The sequence below is a fragment of the Flavobacterium zhairuonense genome (assembly GCF_004352915.1).
Classification (GTDB): domain Bacteria; phylum Bacteroidota; class Bacteroidia; order Flavobacteriales; family Flavobacteriaceae; genus Flavobacterium; species Flavobacterium zhairuonense.
On the sequence record NZ_SJSY01000069.1, the window covers coordinates 222,988 to 238,755 of the forward strand.

Annotated in this window: 13 protein-coding genes; 4 read left to right on the forward strand and 9 right to left on the reverse strand. The window is 33.3% G+C overall.

Going from position 1 to position 15,768, the window contains the following annotated elements; translation table 11 throughout:
- Positions 1-306: 306 nt before the first annotated feature.
- Positions 307-2,673, reverse strand: a complete 2,367-nt coding sequence (locus tag EYY60_RS07760) for an efflux RND transporter permease subunit (RefSeq protein WP_132988809.1) — start codon at positions 2,671-2,673, stop codon at positions 307-309.
- Positions 2,674-2,891: 218 nt separating this feature from the next.
- On the opposite strand from EYY60_RS07760, the gene EYY60_RS07765 reads away from it, so the two are divergent.
- From EYY60_RS07765 to EYY60_RS07775, 3 genes are all read left to right on the forward strand, one after another.
- Positions 2,892-3,653 (forward strand): sensor histidine kinase, encoded by a 762-nt coding sequence (locus tag EYY60_RS07765; protein WP_132988810.1) that lies wholly within the window; start codon positions 2,892-2,894, stop codon positions 3,651-3,653.
- Positions 3,616-4,335, forward strand: a complete 720-nt coding sequence (locus EYY60_RS07770; RefSeq protein ID WP_132988811.1) for a LytR/AlgR family response regulator transcription factor — start codon at positions 3,616-3,618, stop codon at positions 4,333-4,335. Before EYY60_RS07765 ends, EYY60_RS07770 begins: the two co-directional genes overlap by 38 nt.
- Positions 4,336-4,448: 113 nt before the next feature.
- Positions 4,449-6,719 carry a cation:proton antiporter gene (locus tag EYY60_RS07775; RefSeq protein ID WP_132988812.1) on the forward strand — a complete coding sequence of 757 codons (2,271 nt, stop codon included), beginning with the start codon at positions 4,449-4,451 and terminating at the stop codon, positions 6,717-6,719.
- A gap of 314 nt (positions 6,720-7,033) precedes the next feature.
- Here the strand turns inward: EYY60_RS07775 and EYY60_RS07780 are convergent, their stop codons facing one another.
- The 3 genes from EYY60_RS07780 to pyrH all read right to left on the reverse strand — a co-directional run bounded on the left by EYY60_RS07780 (position 7,034) and on the right by pyrH (position 10,991).
- Positions 7,034-9,526, reverse strand: coding sequence for a DUF5686 family protein (locus EYY60_RS07780; protein ID WP_132988813.1), 2,493 nt, complete (start codon positions 9,524-9,526; stop codon positions 7,034-7,036).
- A gap of 118 nt (positions 9,527-9,644) precedes the next feature.
- Positions 9,645-10,208: a ribosome recycling factor gene (gene frr, locus EYY60_RS07785; RefSeq protein WP_132988814.1), complete on the reverse strand. Its 564-nt coding sequence runs from the start codon at positions 10,206-10,208 to the stop codon at positions 9,645-9,647.
- Positions 10,209-10,283: 75 nt separating this feature from the next.
- On the reverse strand, positions 10,284-10,991 hold the full coding sequence (gene pyrH, locus EYY60_RS07790) for a UMP kinase (protein ID WP_111425130.1): 708 nt from the start codon (positions 10,989-10,991) through the stop codon (positions 10,284-10,286).
- A gap of 190 nt (positions 10,992-11,181) precedes the next feature.
- On the opposite strand from pyrH, the gene EYY60_RS07795 reads away from it, so the two are divergent.
- Positions 11,182-11,799, forward strand: coding sequence for a thioredoxin family protein (locus EYY60_RS07795; RefSeq protein WP_132988815.1), 618 nt, complete (start codon positions 11,182-11,184; stop codon positions 11,797-11,799).
- Between the two features lie 378 nt (positions 11,800-12,177).
- On the opposite strand, the gene truB is transcribed toward EYY60_RS07795, so the two are convergent.
- The 5 genes from truB to EYY60_RS07820 form a co-directional block, all read right to left on the reverse strand.
- Entirely contained in the window at positions 12,178-12,867 is a 690-nt protein-coding gene (gene truB / locus EYY60_RS07800; RefSeq protein WP_132988816.1) for a tRNA pseudouridine(55) synthase TruB, read from the reverse strand.
- The gene (locus tag EYY60_RS07805) at positions 12,867-13,664 is read right to left on the reverse strand and encodes an undecaprenyl-diphosphate phosphatase (RefSeq protein ID WP_132988817.1); all 798 of its coding nucleotides are present in this window, start codon (positions 13,662-13,664) and stop codon (positions 12,867-12,869) included. Before EYY60_RS07805 ends, truB begins: the two co-directional genes overlap by 1 nt.
- An 82-nt stretch (positions 13,665-13,746) precedes the next feature.
- On the reverse strand, positions 13,747-13,998 hold the full coding sequence (locus tag EYY60_RS07810) for a DUF3098 domain-containing protein (RefSeq protein ID WP_132988818.1): 252 nt from the start codon (positions 13,996-13,998) through the stop codon (positions 13,747-13,749).
- An 84-nt stretch (positions 13,999-14,082) separates the two neighbouring features.
- Positions 14,083-14,958, reverse strand: coding sequence for a cell division protein FtsX (locus tag EYY60_RS07815; protein ID WP_132988819.1), 876 nt, complete (start codon positions 14,956-14,958; stop codon positions 14,083-14,085).
- A 305-nt stretch (positions 14,959-15,263) separates the two neighbouring features.
- Positions 15,264-15,768, reverse strand: a 505-nt coding sequence (locus EYY60_RS07820; protein ID WP_132988820.1) for a molybdopterin-dependent oxidoreductase, incomplete at its 5' end; no start/stop codon positions are given.

Here is a 15,768-nt window from a genome sequence, read left to right on the forward strand (position 1 = left end):
TGTTTTTAAAGAAAAAACATAAAGGATGCCGCTACTATCGGGGCTAGGGCACTCGGTTTCAGGAGAACCGAATTGTTTTTCTTTTTGTCATTCCGAGGAACGAGGAATCACACTAGTAATTCCGCAAAGAAATTCGCCAATCTTTGTCGAGTTTCGAGTGTGATTCCTCGTTCCTCGGAATGACAAACTTTGTGCAAACCTTTGTCAAAGTTTTAAACTTTGACAAAGGTCTATTATTTTGAATTCGCGTCAATTCGTGACTCGAGCGATAGCGAACAGGCGAAGCAAATTCGTGGCAAACAAACCTTATTTGTCCAAATTCTCCAATTCCTCTTTCTTAGTTTTCTTCTTCTCAAAAGTCAAAACTAGCGAAGGCAATACAACCAAATTCGCAAACATTGCAAAAGCCAAAGTACAAGAAATCAATCCTCCCAAAGCAATAGTTCCGCTAAAACTTGACAATGTAAAAGTTGCAAAACCTAAGATCAAAACTACCGAGGTATAGAAAGTACTAATTCCAGTTTCTCTTAAAGCACTGAAAACCGATTTCTTCACTTTTCCGCCACTTTGAATTAAATCATGTTTGTATTTCGCCATAAACTGAATCGCATTGTCTACTGAAATTCCAAACGCAATACTAAATACTAAAATAGTCGAAGGTTTTAACGGAATTCCGAAATAACCCATTAATCCAGAAGTAATGCAAAGCGGTAAAATATTTGTAATTACAGATGCCATTACCATTTTGAACGAACGGAATAAATACAGCATCAATATTGCAATAACTGCAATCGCAAAAATCAACGATTCGATTAAATTATCAACTAAATACGAAGTTCCTTTCTGGAAAACCAATGCTTTTCCGGTAACGGTAACTTCGTAACGGTCTTTCGGGAAAATCTCGGCAATTTTTGAGTTTAGCTTTTTCTCTACTTTTGCCATTTCGTCCGTTCCAATATCTTTCATGAAAGTCGTGATTCGGGCATATTGTCCAGTTGAATCAACATACGCTTTCATTAGGTTTTCTTTGCTGTTTTTCGTCGCATTTTTAGCATAACTCAAAATAAAAGCTTGCTCTTGCGAAGTTGGTAACTGGTAATATTCTGGGTTTCCGTTATAAAAAGCCTGTTTTGAATATTTAACCAAATTCACAATCGAAACTGGCTTTGCTAATTCTGGAATTTCTGCAATTGTATTTTGCAATTCGTCCATTTTACGAATCGTCGAAGCTTTCATGACACCTTTTTTCTTTTTGGTGTCAATCATGATTTCCAATGGCATTACACCGTTGAACTCTTTTTCGTAAAATAAAATATCTTTAAAGAAAGAAGCGCTTTTCGGCATTTCGCCAATCAAACTTCCTGAAACTTTCATTTGAGCAACACCAATTACACTGAAAACCAAAAGCAGACCATAAACGATATAAACGATTTTACGTTTTGATTTAACCAAATTCTCAACAACATTTAATAAAGTCGAAATATAGGTTTTAGTCAAGTGATATAAATGCTTTTCTTTTGGAAGCGGCATGAAGCTGTAAATGATTGGCACAATAAAAAGTGTCAATAAATAAACAGAAATCACATTGATTGAAGTTACTAATCCAAATTCAAAAAGCAAATCGTTTCCGGTAATCATAAACGTTGCAAAACCAATTGCCGTTGTCAAATTCGTCATTAAAGTTGAAACTCCAATTTTAGAAATTACACGTTGTAATGCTTTTGCCTGATTGTTATGCAATTTGATTTCCTGCTGATATTTGTTGATCAAGAAAATACAATTCGTAATTCCGATTACAATAATCAGCGGTGGAATGATTGCGGTTAAAATTGTGATTTTATAGCCAAATAATCCAAGTGTTCCGAAAGACCAAATTACGCCGACAATTAAAATGCAAATCGAAATAAAAGTCGCTCTGAACGAACGGAAAAAGAAGAAGAAAATCAAAGAAACGGTCAATAAAGCTGCTCCAATAAATAATCCGATTTCGCCTTTCATATCATCAGCATTGATGGTTCGGATATAAGGCATTCCTGAAACTTTTAAGTCAATTCCGGTCGTTTTTTCGAATTTTGTGATTTTCGGAACTAAATTTTCAAGGATAAAAGTCTTTCTTTCCGGAGTATTAACTAATGCCTTGTTGATGTAAATTGCCGAACGTACACTGCCGCTTTCTTTGTTGAATAATAATCCTTCGTAAAAAGGCAAATTATGAAACAGATCATACTGAATACTCTTCAAGTAAGCAGGATCTAATGCTTTGGTTTGGTCAATAAACGGACTTAAAACGAATTTTTCGTTAATCGTATCTTTTTCAAGTTTTTTCAAATCATTCAATGAAACAACTAAATCAACTTCTTTTGATTTTTTTAAGCCTGTCATCAATTCGTTCCAAGCGGCGTAGTTTTTTGGAGTAAAAAAGTTTTTATCTTGAAAACCAATAACAACTAGATTTCCTTCTTCACCAAATTTGTCCAAGAATTTTTGATAATCTTTATTGGCAATATGATCTTTTGGAAGCAAGTTTGCTTCGGTATAAGTCATAGAAAGGTTTTTCCACTGAAAACCAAGAAAAATGGTCAATGCAGAAAGCAAAATCAGAATTGTTATTCTGTTTTTAAGTATAATTCGGGCCAATTTCTCCCAGAACCCAACTTGAATAGCGTTTTTCATAAATTCTTTAAAAATGGTTGCAAATGTAGTGAAAATGCCTCAAAATCATAAACAATCGATTGTATTTTACGCAATGTTAACACAATTTTGCAAGTTTTTTGATTGTGCTAATTTTCTTGTTTTTTACTGTTTAATCATTAGCTTTTCTCATATTTGTAGTGAAAATCTAATTTTTGGGTTATTCATAAAAAATTAACTTTTAAACTTTAACTGATAAAATGCAGGAAAACAATACTACAACTTTTATCTTTTTAGCGATTCTGTTATTGCTTGTGATCATAATTTGTTTTATGATTTATTTGTTGATGCAGGCTAAAAAAGCAAAAGATGATGCCGAAAAAAGTTTTTATGCGCTCGAAGTAAAAGTAAATGACTTGCAGTTAGAAACTTTAGAGTCAAAACTGAATCCGCATTTGTTTAAGAATATTTTGAATTCGATTCAATCACATGCTTATCAGACTTATTTCGCTTTAGATAAATTGGCAAATGTGCTCGATTATATTTTATACGAAAGCAAAAAGAAATTTGTTACTGCGAAAGAAGAAATTGATTTTGCACTGAATTTGATCGAAATCAATAAAATAAAGATCAGCCCGCTTTTTGAATTGAAAATTAAAACGAATATTAATAAAGAAGATAAATTGTTTGATCAGCCTTTATTAGCGCCACTAATTTCGATTGATTTAATTGAAAACGCCTTTAAACATGCCGATTTGCAAAGTGCAGATGCTTTTATTTCGGTTGTTTTTGAGTTTAAAGACAATGCTTTTTTTATGACGGTTTCCAATAAAATCTCTGATAAAAAAGTAATGAAAAAGGAAAGAAGCGGTTTTGGCCATGCGACTCTCGAACATCGTTTAAGGATTATCTACAAGAATAATTTCAAACTCGACAAGTTTGTAGAAAATGATGTTTATATTGCTCATTTAAAAATAGATTTACTTGGATACAAAACTGAAATGCTTGCTTCTGGACGATGAACTTCCGGGATTGACGTACTTGAAAATGCTTTGCGAACAAATTCCAGATCTGGAAATCGTAAAAACATATAATAATCCCGAAAAGCTTTTGTCTGATATTGCCGATCTTGATTTTGATCTGCTGATTTCGGATATCGAAATGCCAGGAATCGATGGGTTGCATTTGGCCGAAATACTCCAGGATAAATTGGTGATTTTTTGTACTGCTTACAAAGAATATGCAGCTGATGCTTTTAATATTGATGCCGTAGATTATATCACAAAACCCGTAAAATTAGAGCGTCTTCAAAAAGCGATTTCGAAAGCAATTGAACGTTTCGACAAACCAGAATCTAAAAAGAAATTTATTCAATTAAATACTGACAAAGGCAAAACGTTACTGTATTTTAATCAAATTCAATATATAAAAACGGCTCTTGGTGACAGTCGGGATAAAACGGTTTTGTTGACAGATGGCAGTTTTCTGAATCTGAAAAACATTAAATTTGATACGCTTTTAAAAGAATTGCCGGAAGCTGATTTTTGCCGAGTGAACAAAAAGGAAATCATTGCCGTAAAAGCAATAAAATTTTTTAATCACAACGAAATTGTGTTGTATCATTTGGAAGAAAACAATAAAAATGCAACTTCGATTTTGAGTGAAACCTATCGCGCTGACTTTTTGAAAAAAGTCAAATTATAACTTATTACAAAGTTTTGCAGACTTATTACATACATTAAAAATTAGCTGCAAAATTGCTTTTTCACGTAAAATGGACTTCTGATATTTGTTTCATAATTTTAAAGAATTAGGTTATGAATAACTTTAAAAACTCTCTTTTTTACATTACAGTTATTGGCGGTTTTACAACTTTGATTTATTGGATCATTTCGGAAGGCGCGTCTCTTGAAGAAGGTCGAAATGTAATTGAAAAAAAAATCGAAAGTAATCATTGGAATGACTTTCTGCATTCAATGGTTGAAAACCTCCAGCATCCTCTTGCCATTTTATTAGCTCAGATTGTTACGATTATTTTAGTTGCACGTTTGTTTGGCTGGTTTTTTAGAAAAATCGGACAGCCATCTGTAATAGGAGAAATGATTGCAGGGATTGTTCTTGGGCCATCTTTGGTAGGAATGTATTTTCCAGAGTTTTCAGCAGCTTTGTTTCCAAAAGAGTCCTTAGGAAATCTTCAGTTTTTAAGTCAAATCGGTTTGATTCTTTTCATGTTTGTGATCGGAATGGAATTGGATTTGAAAGTGCTGAAAAATAAGGCACATGATGCTGTTGTAATTAGCCACGCCAGTATTGTTATTCCGTTTGCTTTAGGATTGGTTTTGGCTTACTTTATTTATGGAACTTTTGCGCCTGAAGGAGTGGCTTTTTCTTCGTTCGGATTATTTATGGGAATTGCTATGAGTATTACGGCATTTCCGGTTCTGGCGAGAATCGTGCAGGAGCGAGGCCTTCAAAAAACCAAATTGGGAACCATCGCCATTACTTGCGCCGCTGCAGACGATATTACGGCTTGGTGCATTTTGGCAGTTGTAATTGCAATCGTAAAAGCGGGTTCATTAACAAGTTCATTATATGTAATTGGTTTGGCAATTTTATATGTGATAATCATGCTGAAAATTGTTCGCCCGTTTTTGAAACGAGTTGGTGATTTGAATTCAACTCGCGAAAGTTTAAATAAGCCAGTTGTTGCAATTTTCTTTTTGACACTTTTATTTTCTGCGTATGCAGCAGAATTAATTGGAATTCATGCCTTATTCGGTGCGTTTTTAGCTGGTGCGATTATGCCAGAAAACAACAAATTCAGAAACATTTTTATCGAAAAAGTCGAAGATGTTTCGATTATCGTTCTTTTACCATTGTTTTTCGTATTTACAGGACTGCGTACACAAATCGGATTGTTGAATGATCCTGAATTATGGAAAATCACCGGATTGATTATTGTTGTAGCCGTTGTAGGGAAGTTTTTCGGAAGTGCTTTGGCAGCAAAATTCGTAGGGCAAAAATGGAAAGACAGTTTGGCAATTGGTGCTTTGATGAATACTCGCGGATTGATGGAATTGGTTGTTTTGAATATTGGTTATGATCTAGGAGTTTTATCTACAGAGATTTTTACAATGATGGTCATCATGGCTTTGGTTACAACCTTTATGACTGGTCCCGCGTTAGACTTCATAAATTTTGTTTTTAAAGATAAAGTTACAGCAGTTCCTGAAGAAATTGGAGTTAAAAGCAAATACAAGATTTTGCTTTCTTTTGCAACTCCAGAAAGAGGAAAAAAATTGCTTAAAATTGCCAACAGCTTGGTGAAGAAGCAAGGCGATAATTCGATTGTAACCGCGATGCATTTGTCTTTGAGTACAGAAATACATTCATTTGATGTTAAAGATCATGAGCGAAAAATGTTGGTTCCTGTTATTGAGGAATCAAAACAACTGAATCAAAATATGCTGAGTATTTTTAAAGTAACAAATGATATTGACGCTGATATTATTGATACGGCTAATCAAGGCGAATATGATTTATTGCTGGTTGGTTTAGGACAATCTATTTTTGAAGGGACTTTGCTTGGGAAAATTCTCGGTTTTACAACCCGAATTGTAAATCCAGACCGATTGATTGATAAATTTACCGGAAAAGAGGGCTTGTTTGAAAATTCTCCTTTTGATGAAAGAACACGTCATATTATTGCGAAAAGCAAAATGCCAGTCGGTATTTTTATTGATAAGGATTTAGAAGAAGTTAATCAGGTTTTTATGCCGGTTTTTACTAAAGAAGATGCTTTTCTTATTGAATATGCGAAAAAATTAATCAACAATAATGGTTCGCAGATTACAGTTCTTGATGCTAGCGGAGAAGTGAAAAACACGCGCGATATTCAAGAAACGATTCGTTCAATCGAACAAATTGCACCAAATCATATTATGATTATGCACGACAGAACAATCAAAAAAGAATTTTTAGAAACTCAAAACTTAATGATTATCAGTTTGGACAGCTGGAAAAAATTAATAGAATCTCAAAGTACTTGGTTGAATAATACACCTTCTGTTTTGATTCTTAAACCATAGTTTTTTTGAAATTCCAATAAAAAAATCCCAAATTCCAAATTGATTGGAGTTTGGGGTTTTTTTTCTAAGCTTATCGGTTTGCGTATAGTTTGTCATTCCGAGGAACGAGGAATCTCCACAAGAAACTCTACAATCAAAATCGCCAATCTGTGTCGAGCTACTTGCGAAGATTTCTCGTTCTTCGGAATGACAAAAATGCATGAAGATCTTTTGCGTTCTTATTTCAGCAAATAGTTTTTAAGGTAAAGTTTTGTGATCTTTGCGTAAAAACTTTTGCGAACTTTACGGTTAAAGTCGCCACAATTGAAATTCAATTACAATCCCAAGTCAATAACATAGGAAATCTTAACCGCAATATTATCTTCAAACTTTAGTAATTGATTTGGTCCGTAACGATAAAATCCGCCTAAACCAAAACCTTTGAAAATTCGGTTTAACTCAATTCCAGATTCAAAATAACCTTTGTCTAAAGTCTTATAATCAGGTCCAACATGCTGTTCAGGTTTTTCCATATTTCCCCAAGCCATTCTGGTAACTAAAACCAATGAAGGACGAACTTTTTTCATGATTTTAATTCGGTCAAAACCATGTTTTATCTGGAAAAACACATATTGGCTTGAGAAAAACTCATTAAAATACATGGTTTCAAAACTGTTTCTTCCGGCAAAAGTAATACGCTGAATCACGGTTTCTTTAGTAAGATTGTTGGGCATTGTGTTGTATAGATGCGTAATTGGAACATCGCCCATTGCGTAACCTCCTTGCAACAGCAAACTAGTTTTTTGCCCATTAAGATATTTTTTTTCGTATTCTGTCTTGAAATCTATTTTGCTGAATGTGAAATCATTCTCCAAAACATTTGGCAACGATTGTGTGAACTGAAAAGTAAATCTAGGAAATCTTTTATCCGTTTCTGTTCTTCCTGTCGGAGTCTGCATGAATTCGCTGAATGGCGCCCAAACAATTGAAGCCATAGCGGTTGTCATGATATAATTCGAATACAATTTTCCGTTATAATTAAAAAGATAATCAAATTTTGGCTCCACATACGTTCTTGCTAATTCAAAAACAGCTTCTGTTTTCGGAATAATTTTGGTTTGAACATTCGCCTTCCAAGCAATGTATTTATAAAAAGTGCTAATGTTGATTGGCCTTGGATCATAAATCTTGAAAACACGTTTATCGACCGCAAAAACGGTGCTCGCAATTTCGCGGACATCATCTGTGTACGATCCGTTTATCCAAGTGTTAGTGTTTTTGTCCAATAAAACTCCAGAACCAATATTGTATTTGAAAACACCGTCTTTTGTTCCGTATGCGCCATAACCTTCAATTCTGAAATGTTTAGAAAAGCGATCATTAGTAACGCCACCAAGACCTAAACGGAAACCTTCATAGTTATTATAACTGATGATTTTTTTCAAATCCAAATCAATAGGACCGATTGGAAGATAACCGTTTATTATTTTTCGACCTAAACCAAGACGTTTTTCAATCCTTTTGCTTAGCGATAAGCTGTCTATTAATTGATAAGTTCTTTGGCCTTTTAGATCTAAACTTTCCTTGCGGTATTTGTTCCAAAATTCTTCGGGTTGCTTGTTTGCATCATCTTTAATTTCAATGTAAAGAGAAGGGTTTTTTATGGAAGAATTTGTATTGTAGTGAATGTCGAAATTATTGCTTTCAGAAAGTAGATACGTAAAATCTGAAGCCACTTTTTTTCTCGGCTCATAATTTTCTTCAACATCGCCGTCAAATTGAATTGTTCCACCTAAGATTTTAATGTCATCATCATTCTTCCCTTTTACAATTTTGAAAGTAGTATTGCTTTGAAACCAAATTTTTTCTTCAGGAACATATTCAAATTCATGTATGCCACTAATATCTAAAACGGCTTTTATGCGCATTACGGCTTTTGCGACAGCAAAATTTTCCTGATCGATATACAAAACACCTTCTAGGGCATTTGTTTTTCGCTTTTTGTTTTTAAAGTAAATCATAAAGGTATTGCGACCTTTGATTGGTACAGTATCTAAGAGCTTGTAATTGTAATCAGAAAAAGCATTGTCAGCAATTGGGCTTTGATGTTTGGTCTCAAATAATTCATATTTCGAATCATAAATCGAAATAGATTGCAAGTTGAAAGCAATGATTTCGTAAACAGGCTGTTTAAAACCCGCCATTTTTGTTCCGAGAATGGTTTCTTTTAATTTGTTGTTTCCAAATTGGTATTGCGAAACTTTCTCCGTTTGAAATAAGTGTTGTTTGGTGATGATTTCTTTAAACTTGTAGTCGGAAGAATCAATGTTGATTTCTTTTTTATTGAAGTCTTTGTAAGCTGCAGAAGAATCAATTCGGCCGTCGATTGAATCTGGATTTGCCGTAACAATAAGTTTGTTGTATGTTTTGTATTCAAAACTGCTTAATTTTTTCTGCGGATTGTTTTTGTTCTTGTTTGCAATAACCTTTTTTATGATGGCTAAAGCAGGATTTTCATTTGAAACAACGACCTCTTTTAAATCATCTGTTTTTTGTGAAAGTAAAATCGAATAGAACTTTTTCTTGTCTATAATTGGAACTAGTTTTGTTTGAAAGCCAATGTAAGAAACGGCAATAGTGGTAGTTTTCGAATTGATTTTAAGTTCAAATTTTCCGTCAACATCTGTAATGGTATTGTTGTTGTCTGCAGTAGTGATGGTTGCAAAAGGAAGCGGTTTGTTATGTGGATCAGTAACAATTCCGTTTATTTGAAATTGCGCTTGAATAGTAAGCGTAAAAAACAAAGTCAATAAACAAAATAGCTTCATACAGGTGTTATAGTTTCAAAAACGAAAAGATTTTAATTTTGGTATGCAAAATAAGAATAAAAAAATCCGTTTGGCAAGATTACACCAGACGGATTTTTTTATTTTGTGTCAAATATAATTACACTTTCATGATTTCGGCTTCTTTTGCAGCCAATAACTCATCAATTTTTTTTGTGTAAGCATTTGTTAAGTTTTGAACTTCTTCTTCAGCAGATTTGCAGATATCTTCAGAAGTTCCTTCTTTTTCTAATTTTTTGATGTCAGTGTTGGCATCTTTGCGAGAATTACGGATACCAATTTTAGCATCTTCAGCCTCAGATTTTGCTTGTTTTGCCAAATCACGACGACGCTCTTCTGTCAAAGGCGGTACGCTGATGATGATGACATCTCCATTGTTCATTGGATTGAAACCAATGTTAGCAACCAAGATCGCTTTTTCAATTACTGATAGCATGTTTTTTTCAAACGGTTGCAAAGTAATGGTTCTAGCATCTGGAACACTGATTTTAGATACTTGAGAAAGTGGTGTAGCAGCTCCGTAGTAATCAACAAAAACACCTCCAAGCATTGCTGGAGAAGCTTTTCCTGCACGAATATTTAGAAATTCTTTTTCTAAATGCGCAATAGAACCATTCATTGATTCTTCTGTACTTTCTAATATGAAATCTATTTCTTCACTCATTTTTTTTAGTTTTCAGTTTTCATTCTCAGCTTTCAGTTAAAGTCCTATAGTGCGACTGTAAACTGTTACTGATGACTATATATTTACGACAGTTCCGATATTTTCGCCTTCGCAGATTTTCAAAAGGTTTCCAATTTTGTTCATATCAAAAACAACGATTGGCAATTTGTTTTCCTGGCTTAATGTAAAAGCAGTAGTATCCATTACATTTAATCCTTTTTTAAGTACATCGTCAAACGAAATGAAATCAAATTTTACAGCCGAAGCATTTTTTTCTGGATCAGAATCGTAAACTCCGTCAACACGTGTTCCTTTTAGGATAACATCAGCATTGATCTCGATTCCTCTTAAAACTGCTGCAGTATCTGTTGTAAAATATGGATTTCCAGTTCCAGCACCAAAAATTACGATTCTTCCTTTTTCAAGGTGACGGTCAGCTCTTCTTTTAATATATGGTTCTGCAATAGATTCCATTTTCAAAGCAGTCTGCAAACGCGTTTTCATTCCTTTGTCTTCAAGTGCGCCTTGCAAAGCCATTCCGTTGATAACAGTTGCAAGCATTCCCATGTAATCACCTTGCACTCTGTCCATTCCTGAACTTGCTCCAGCAACGCCTCTAAAAATATTTCCTCCTCCAATAACAATCGCAATTTCTACTCCTTTGTCGTGAATTTGCTTGATTTCATCTGCATATTCGCCTAATCTTTTCGGGTCAATTCCGTATTGTAAATCACCCATTAAGGCCTCGCCGCTAAGTTTCAGAAGAATTCTTTTATATTTCATGTTTGTGTTGCGTTAATTTGTGCAAATATAGACATATTCTGATTTTTAGAAATAATGTTTACAAAAAAATAATTGGACACTAAATTTAAATTTATAAAGAATTTTATAGGCTTTTTATATCAAATCTGATAAAAGTCATATCTCGGTCTAGAGAAAATCCGTAAATTTATGCTAAGCAAAATAATTATCTATGAAAAGCATTGTCGCCAAAGCGTTGTTCAATAGCCACTCTTATATTGAATATCGAAAAATAGTAACCGATTTATTATCTGAAGGAAAATCAACTGGAAACGAGCAATCTGACAGTTTGACGAATTATTCAAAATTGAATGAAGCCCGAATGAATCGACTAGAAAAGACGATTGAGATTTCTGAAAATATAAAATCAAAACTACAACATTTGGATAATCATTATATCTGGCTGGTAATTTCTGAAGGTTGGTGTGGCGATGCGGCTCAAATTCTTCCAATCTTAAACAAAATGGTATTGGCTTCGGATAAAAAAATAGATCTGAGAATTGTTTTTCGTGATGAAAACGACGATTTGATGAACCAATATTTGACAAATGGCGGAAGAGCAATTCCAAAAGTAATTGTAATTTGTAAAGAAGCCGGAATCGTTCGTGCTGATTGGGGGCCAAGACCAAAAGGCGCAACTGAATTAATGACAAAACACAAAAGAGAAGTTGGGCCAATTGATGAAAAAATCAAAACCGACTTGCAATTATGGTACTTGGCAGATAAAGGAATCTCAGTTCAGGAAGAGCTTGTCGAGATTATGGAAAATATCAAATATAACCGCTTATAATAGTTTTTTTGGAAAGTACTCATTAAAATAGTTGTTGATAACGTGTTGATAATAAACTAAATAAGATGTTAAATAAAGTGCTTAAAATTTTTATTTAATTTAAAATTTTGTATCTTAGTGAAACTATCCCACTTCTATTATTAATTTTCTGATTTACTCTTTTTATTGGTGTTTATTTAATGTTCAACTATTAAAAAATCACTATTATGAGAAAGTTATTCGAAAGATTTTATGATTTCTTTTCACAATTTTTATTTGGAGGGAAAAATGTGCCTCACTATTAACTCAGAGGGAATGAGTATGGAATAACTATACTTTGATTTACGAGCTTGGCACATTACGATCATTTTGTAATGTGCTTTTTTATGCATTTTACTTTTATTTTAGGCTCTCTTCAAACAACGTAATGTCAATCGCATTTTTTACATCGTAATCACCAATTTTAGTACGGCGTAAAACTGTTAAATGCGAACCGGAATTCATTGCTTTTCCAAAATCGTAAGCTAGAGAACGAATGTAGGTTCCTTTTGAGCAAACAACTCTAAAATCTATTTCTGGTAGTTCAATTCTAGTAATTTCAAATTCGTGAATTGTAGTTTTTCTGCTTTCAATTTCTATAGATTCTCCTGCACGAGCGTGTTCGTACAAGCGAACGCCATCTTTTTTGATTGCCGAGAAAATAGGTGGTTTTTGATCAATCTCACCTAAAAATTGTTTTACAGTTTCATGAATCAAGGCTTCATTGATATGATCTGTTGGGAAAGTCTGATCGATTTCGGTTTCTAAATCGTATGATGGAGTAGTGGCTCCAATATAAAATGTTCCCGTATATTCTTTTGCCTGGCCTTGAAGTTCAGAAATCTTTTTAGTGAATTTTCCTGTACAAATTAATAAAAGTCCAGTCGCTAAAGGATCTAAAGTTCCTGCGTGACCAATTTTGAACTTTTTAGGAAGTCCAACTTTATTAATTAAAAGGTATTTTAATTTATTGACAGCTTGAAACGAACTCCATTTTAATGGTTTGTCAATCAATAAAACTTGTCCGTTTAAATATTCTTCAGGTGTCATTATATAATCGTAAGCGGGTGAATGAAAAAGTGAATTATCAATAAGGCAATTCCAGCAAGGATTCGGTAATAACCAAAAACTTTGAATCCGTTTTTAGTCAAGAATCCGATGAAAGTTTTGATTGCTAAAAGTGCTACAGCAAAAGCAACAATGTTTCCTATAACTAACATGTTTACTTGGTCATGAGACAATTCAAATCCTGCTTTGTAGTAATCATAACATTTTTTTGCAGTTGCACCCAACATAGTTGGAACCGCTAAGAAAAACGAAAATTCAGCAGCTGAAGTTCTAGTTAATTTTTGAGACATACCTCCAACGATACTTGCGCCGCTTCGTGAAACTCCAGGAATCATAGCCAGACATTGGAATAATCCAATTTTCAGTGCTTTTGCATAAGTGATTTCAGTTGAAACTTCTGGATCATTTGGCTTGTTGAACCATTCGTCAACTTTCAATAAAATAATTCCTCCCAATAAAAGTGAGACTGCAACTGTTACTGGGTTTTCTAGCAATCCATCAATAAAATCGCTTAATAATAATCCTAAAACAACTGCAGGGATAAAAGCGACTAAAAGTTTAAAGTAAAAATCAAGTGTTTGAAAGAATCGTTTGAAATACAAAACGACTACTGAAAGTATCGCGCCAAGCTGAATCACAATAGTAAAAAGTTTGGTGAAATCTTCGTGTGCGATTCCAAAAAAAGAGGAAGCAATAATCATGTGGCCTGTAGAAGAAACAGGCAAAAATTCTGTGATTCCTTCAATAATAGCAAGAACGATAGCTTGTAATGTATTCATTTAGAATTTTAGATTTTAGATTTCAGATTTTAGATTGTTTCTTTCGCTACGCTCAGAAAATTAAAATCTTTAAGTCTATAAATTATTTAGATTTTTTGAAAATAGAATAAATCGTGATCCCAAAACCGATTAAAACCGTTGTTGGCGCTAAACGGATACGTCTAAAACTGAAAATATCTTCGTTGAAAACATTTGGATCCGTGCTTCCTCCGCCAGACATTAGGATAAAGCCTAATGCAATAACAGCGATTCCAATCAATAAAATTTTGTAGTTAATGCTGTCAAAAAGGAATTCGTGGTTATCTTGTTTTTCTTCTTTAATATTGTTTTTCATCTTTTTTGTTTTTTTAGTCTATACATCCCAGGGTTTTGGATGACGGAGTTTTTTAATCTAAAATCTAAAGTCTACAATCTAAAATTAGTAAAGATCGTCAGTTCTTAAATTCAAGAAACGCTGTGTGGCAAAATGCGTGCTTACCCAAGTAATCAAAACTCCAAATCCGAAAACAGCGATTAAAACCAATCCGATTAATGCTTTGTCTTCTAAAATTCCTAAACCAGGGAAATTCGTTTCTACATAAATTAATAGTGCAATCAATGCAATAATTGCTAAAATGGCACCCAACATTCCTAATTTTACACTACGCATTACAAAAGGTTTACGAATAAAGGCTTTTGTAGCGCCCACCATTTGCATGGTTTTGATAATAAAACGATTCGAATGTATAGAGAGACGTAGTGAGCTGTTGATTAATAAAACTGCAATTACAGCAAGGAAACCGCTGATAATTAAAATCCACATACTTACTTTTTTGATGTTGTCATTTACAAGATTTATCAATTGTTTGTCATAAACAATATCTTCGATCATTGTATTTTGACGCAATTTGCTTTCAATTTTAGAAATGCTGTCTCTTTCAACATAATCAGCTTTTAAGTGAATGTCATACGAGTTCAATAATGGATTTTCGCCTAAGAAAGTAAGGAAATCTTCTCCAATAATATCAGTATGTTCTTTTGCTGCTTTTTCTTTGGTTACATAAACAAAAGATTTTGCAAAAGGCGCTCTTTTTAGTTCGGTATTAAACGCTTTGATAACGCTGTCATTTGCTTCATTTTTGAAGAAAACCGTCATCGCAATTTTTTCTTTAAAATCGTTGGCTAGTTTTCTTGAATTAATAATAAATAATCCTAGTACTCCTAAAAGGAATAAAACCAAGAATACACTTAATACTACCGAAAAATAAGAGGAAATTAACCTGCGTTTTTGAAATTTATCAAAGTTAGAACTCATAGTTTGCTTAATTATGTGGTAAAAATAATAAAGTATTTCTTTATTTAAAGTTATTAACGAACTTTTATACTATAAAAGTACAATTAGATATTGAATAAAAAAGATGTTTAACTGCAAAGTGCGCTAAGTTTTAAGCAAAGTTTCTAAATAAAGTTGTTTTAATCTCGCAAAGTCGCAGAGTCGCAAAGTTTTTTTTCAATCAATATTAAAACTTTGCGACTCTGCGACTTTGCGAGCAAAAAAATAACGTAGCGTTTCAGCGCCCAAAAAAGAAAAAAAACTTAGCAACTTAGAATCTCAGAACCTTAGTTGACTTTATAAACTTCTATACTTTTCAGCCAGTAAACATGTCTTGGTCCCGTTCTGATATCGTTTTTGCAAATTGCAATCATTTCGCCGTTTTTAACCGGTTTTCCGTTTTCTTCAAAAAGAATAAAAGCATTATCTCCTGTTGGATTATTGAAAATTTCAGCCCAAGAATAAGTTGCTTTGTAATCATCTGAAGCTCTTGCAACAATATAAAAATTTCGGTCTTTATGATCTTCTTGTTTGATTTTTGCTTTTTCTAAAATGTCTTTCAAAAGAACACCTTTACAAGCTTTAACTTCTCGTTTGATTTCGCCGTTTTTCCCCGTGATTTTTAAATTGTCAATTGTAACAACTTTCATTTTTTTAAGAGAATCAACTGTTAGTTGCAACGGAAATTCAACCTCGCCTTTTACTTCAATATGATGATTTACTAATTTTAAACTGTCTTTTGACGTAAGCGTTTCGTGTTCATGTTTTTTGGTTTCAGAAGTTTTTTCAGTT

Coding starts and splice junctions, on each gene's coding strand:
- EYY60_RS07760 (WP_132988809.1), bottom strand. CDS start 2,673: ATGAAAAACGCTATTCAAGTTGGGTTCTGGGAGAAATTGGCCCGAATT.
- EYY60_RS07765 (WP_132988810.1), top strand. CDS start 2,892: ATGCAGGAAAACAATACTACAACTTTTATCTTTTTAGCGATTCTGTTA.
- EYY60_RS07775 (WP_132988812.1), top strand. CDS start 4,449: ATGAATAACTTTAAAAACTCTCTTTTTTACATTACAGTTATTGGCGGT.
- EYY60_RS07780 (WP_132988813.1), bottom strand. CDS start 9,526: ATGAAGCTATTTTGTTTATTGACTTTGTTTTTTACGCTTACTATTCAA.
- frr (WP_132988814.1), bottom strand. CDS start 10,208: ATGAGTGAAGAAATAGATTTCATATTAGAAAGTACAGAAGAATCAATG.
- pyrH (WP_111425130.1), bottom strand. CDS start 10,991: ATGAAATATAAAAGAATTCTTCTGAAACTTAGCGGCGAGGCCTTAATG.
- EYY60_RS07795 (WP_132988815.1), top strand. CDS start 11,182: ATGAAAAGCATTGTCGCCAAAGCGTTGTTCAATAGCCACTCTTATATT.
- truB (WP_132988816.1), bottom strand. CDS start 12,867: ATGACACCTGAAGAATATTTAAACGGACAAGTTTTATTGATTGACAAA.
- EYY60_RS07805 (WP_132988817.1), bottom strand. CDS start 13,664: ATGAATACATTACAAGCTATCGTTCTTGCTATTATTGAAGGAATCACA.
- EYY60_RS07810 (WP_132988818.1), bottom strand. CDS start 13,998: ATGAAAAACAATATTAAAGAAGAAAAACAAGATAACCACGAATTCCTT.
- EYY60_RS07815 (WP_132988819.1), bottom strand. CDS start 14,958: ATGAGTTCTAACTTTGATAAATTTCAAAAACGCAGGTTAATTTCCTCT.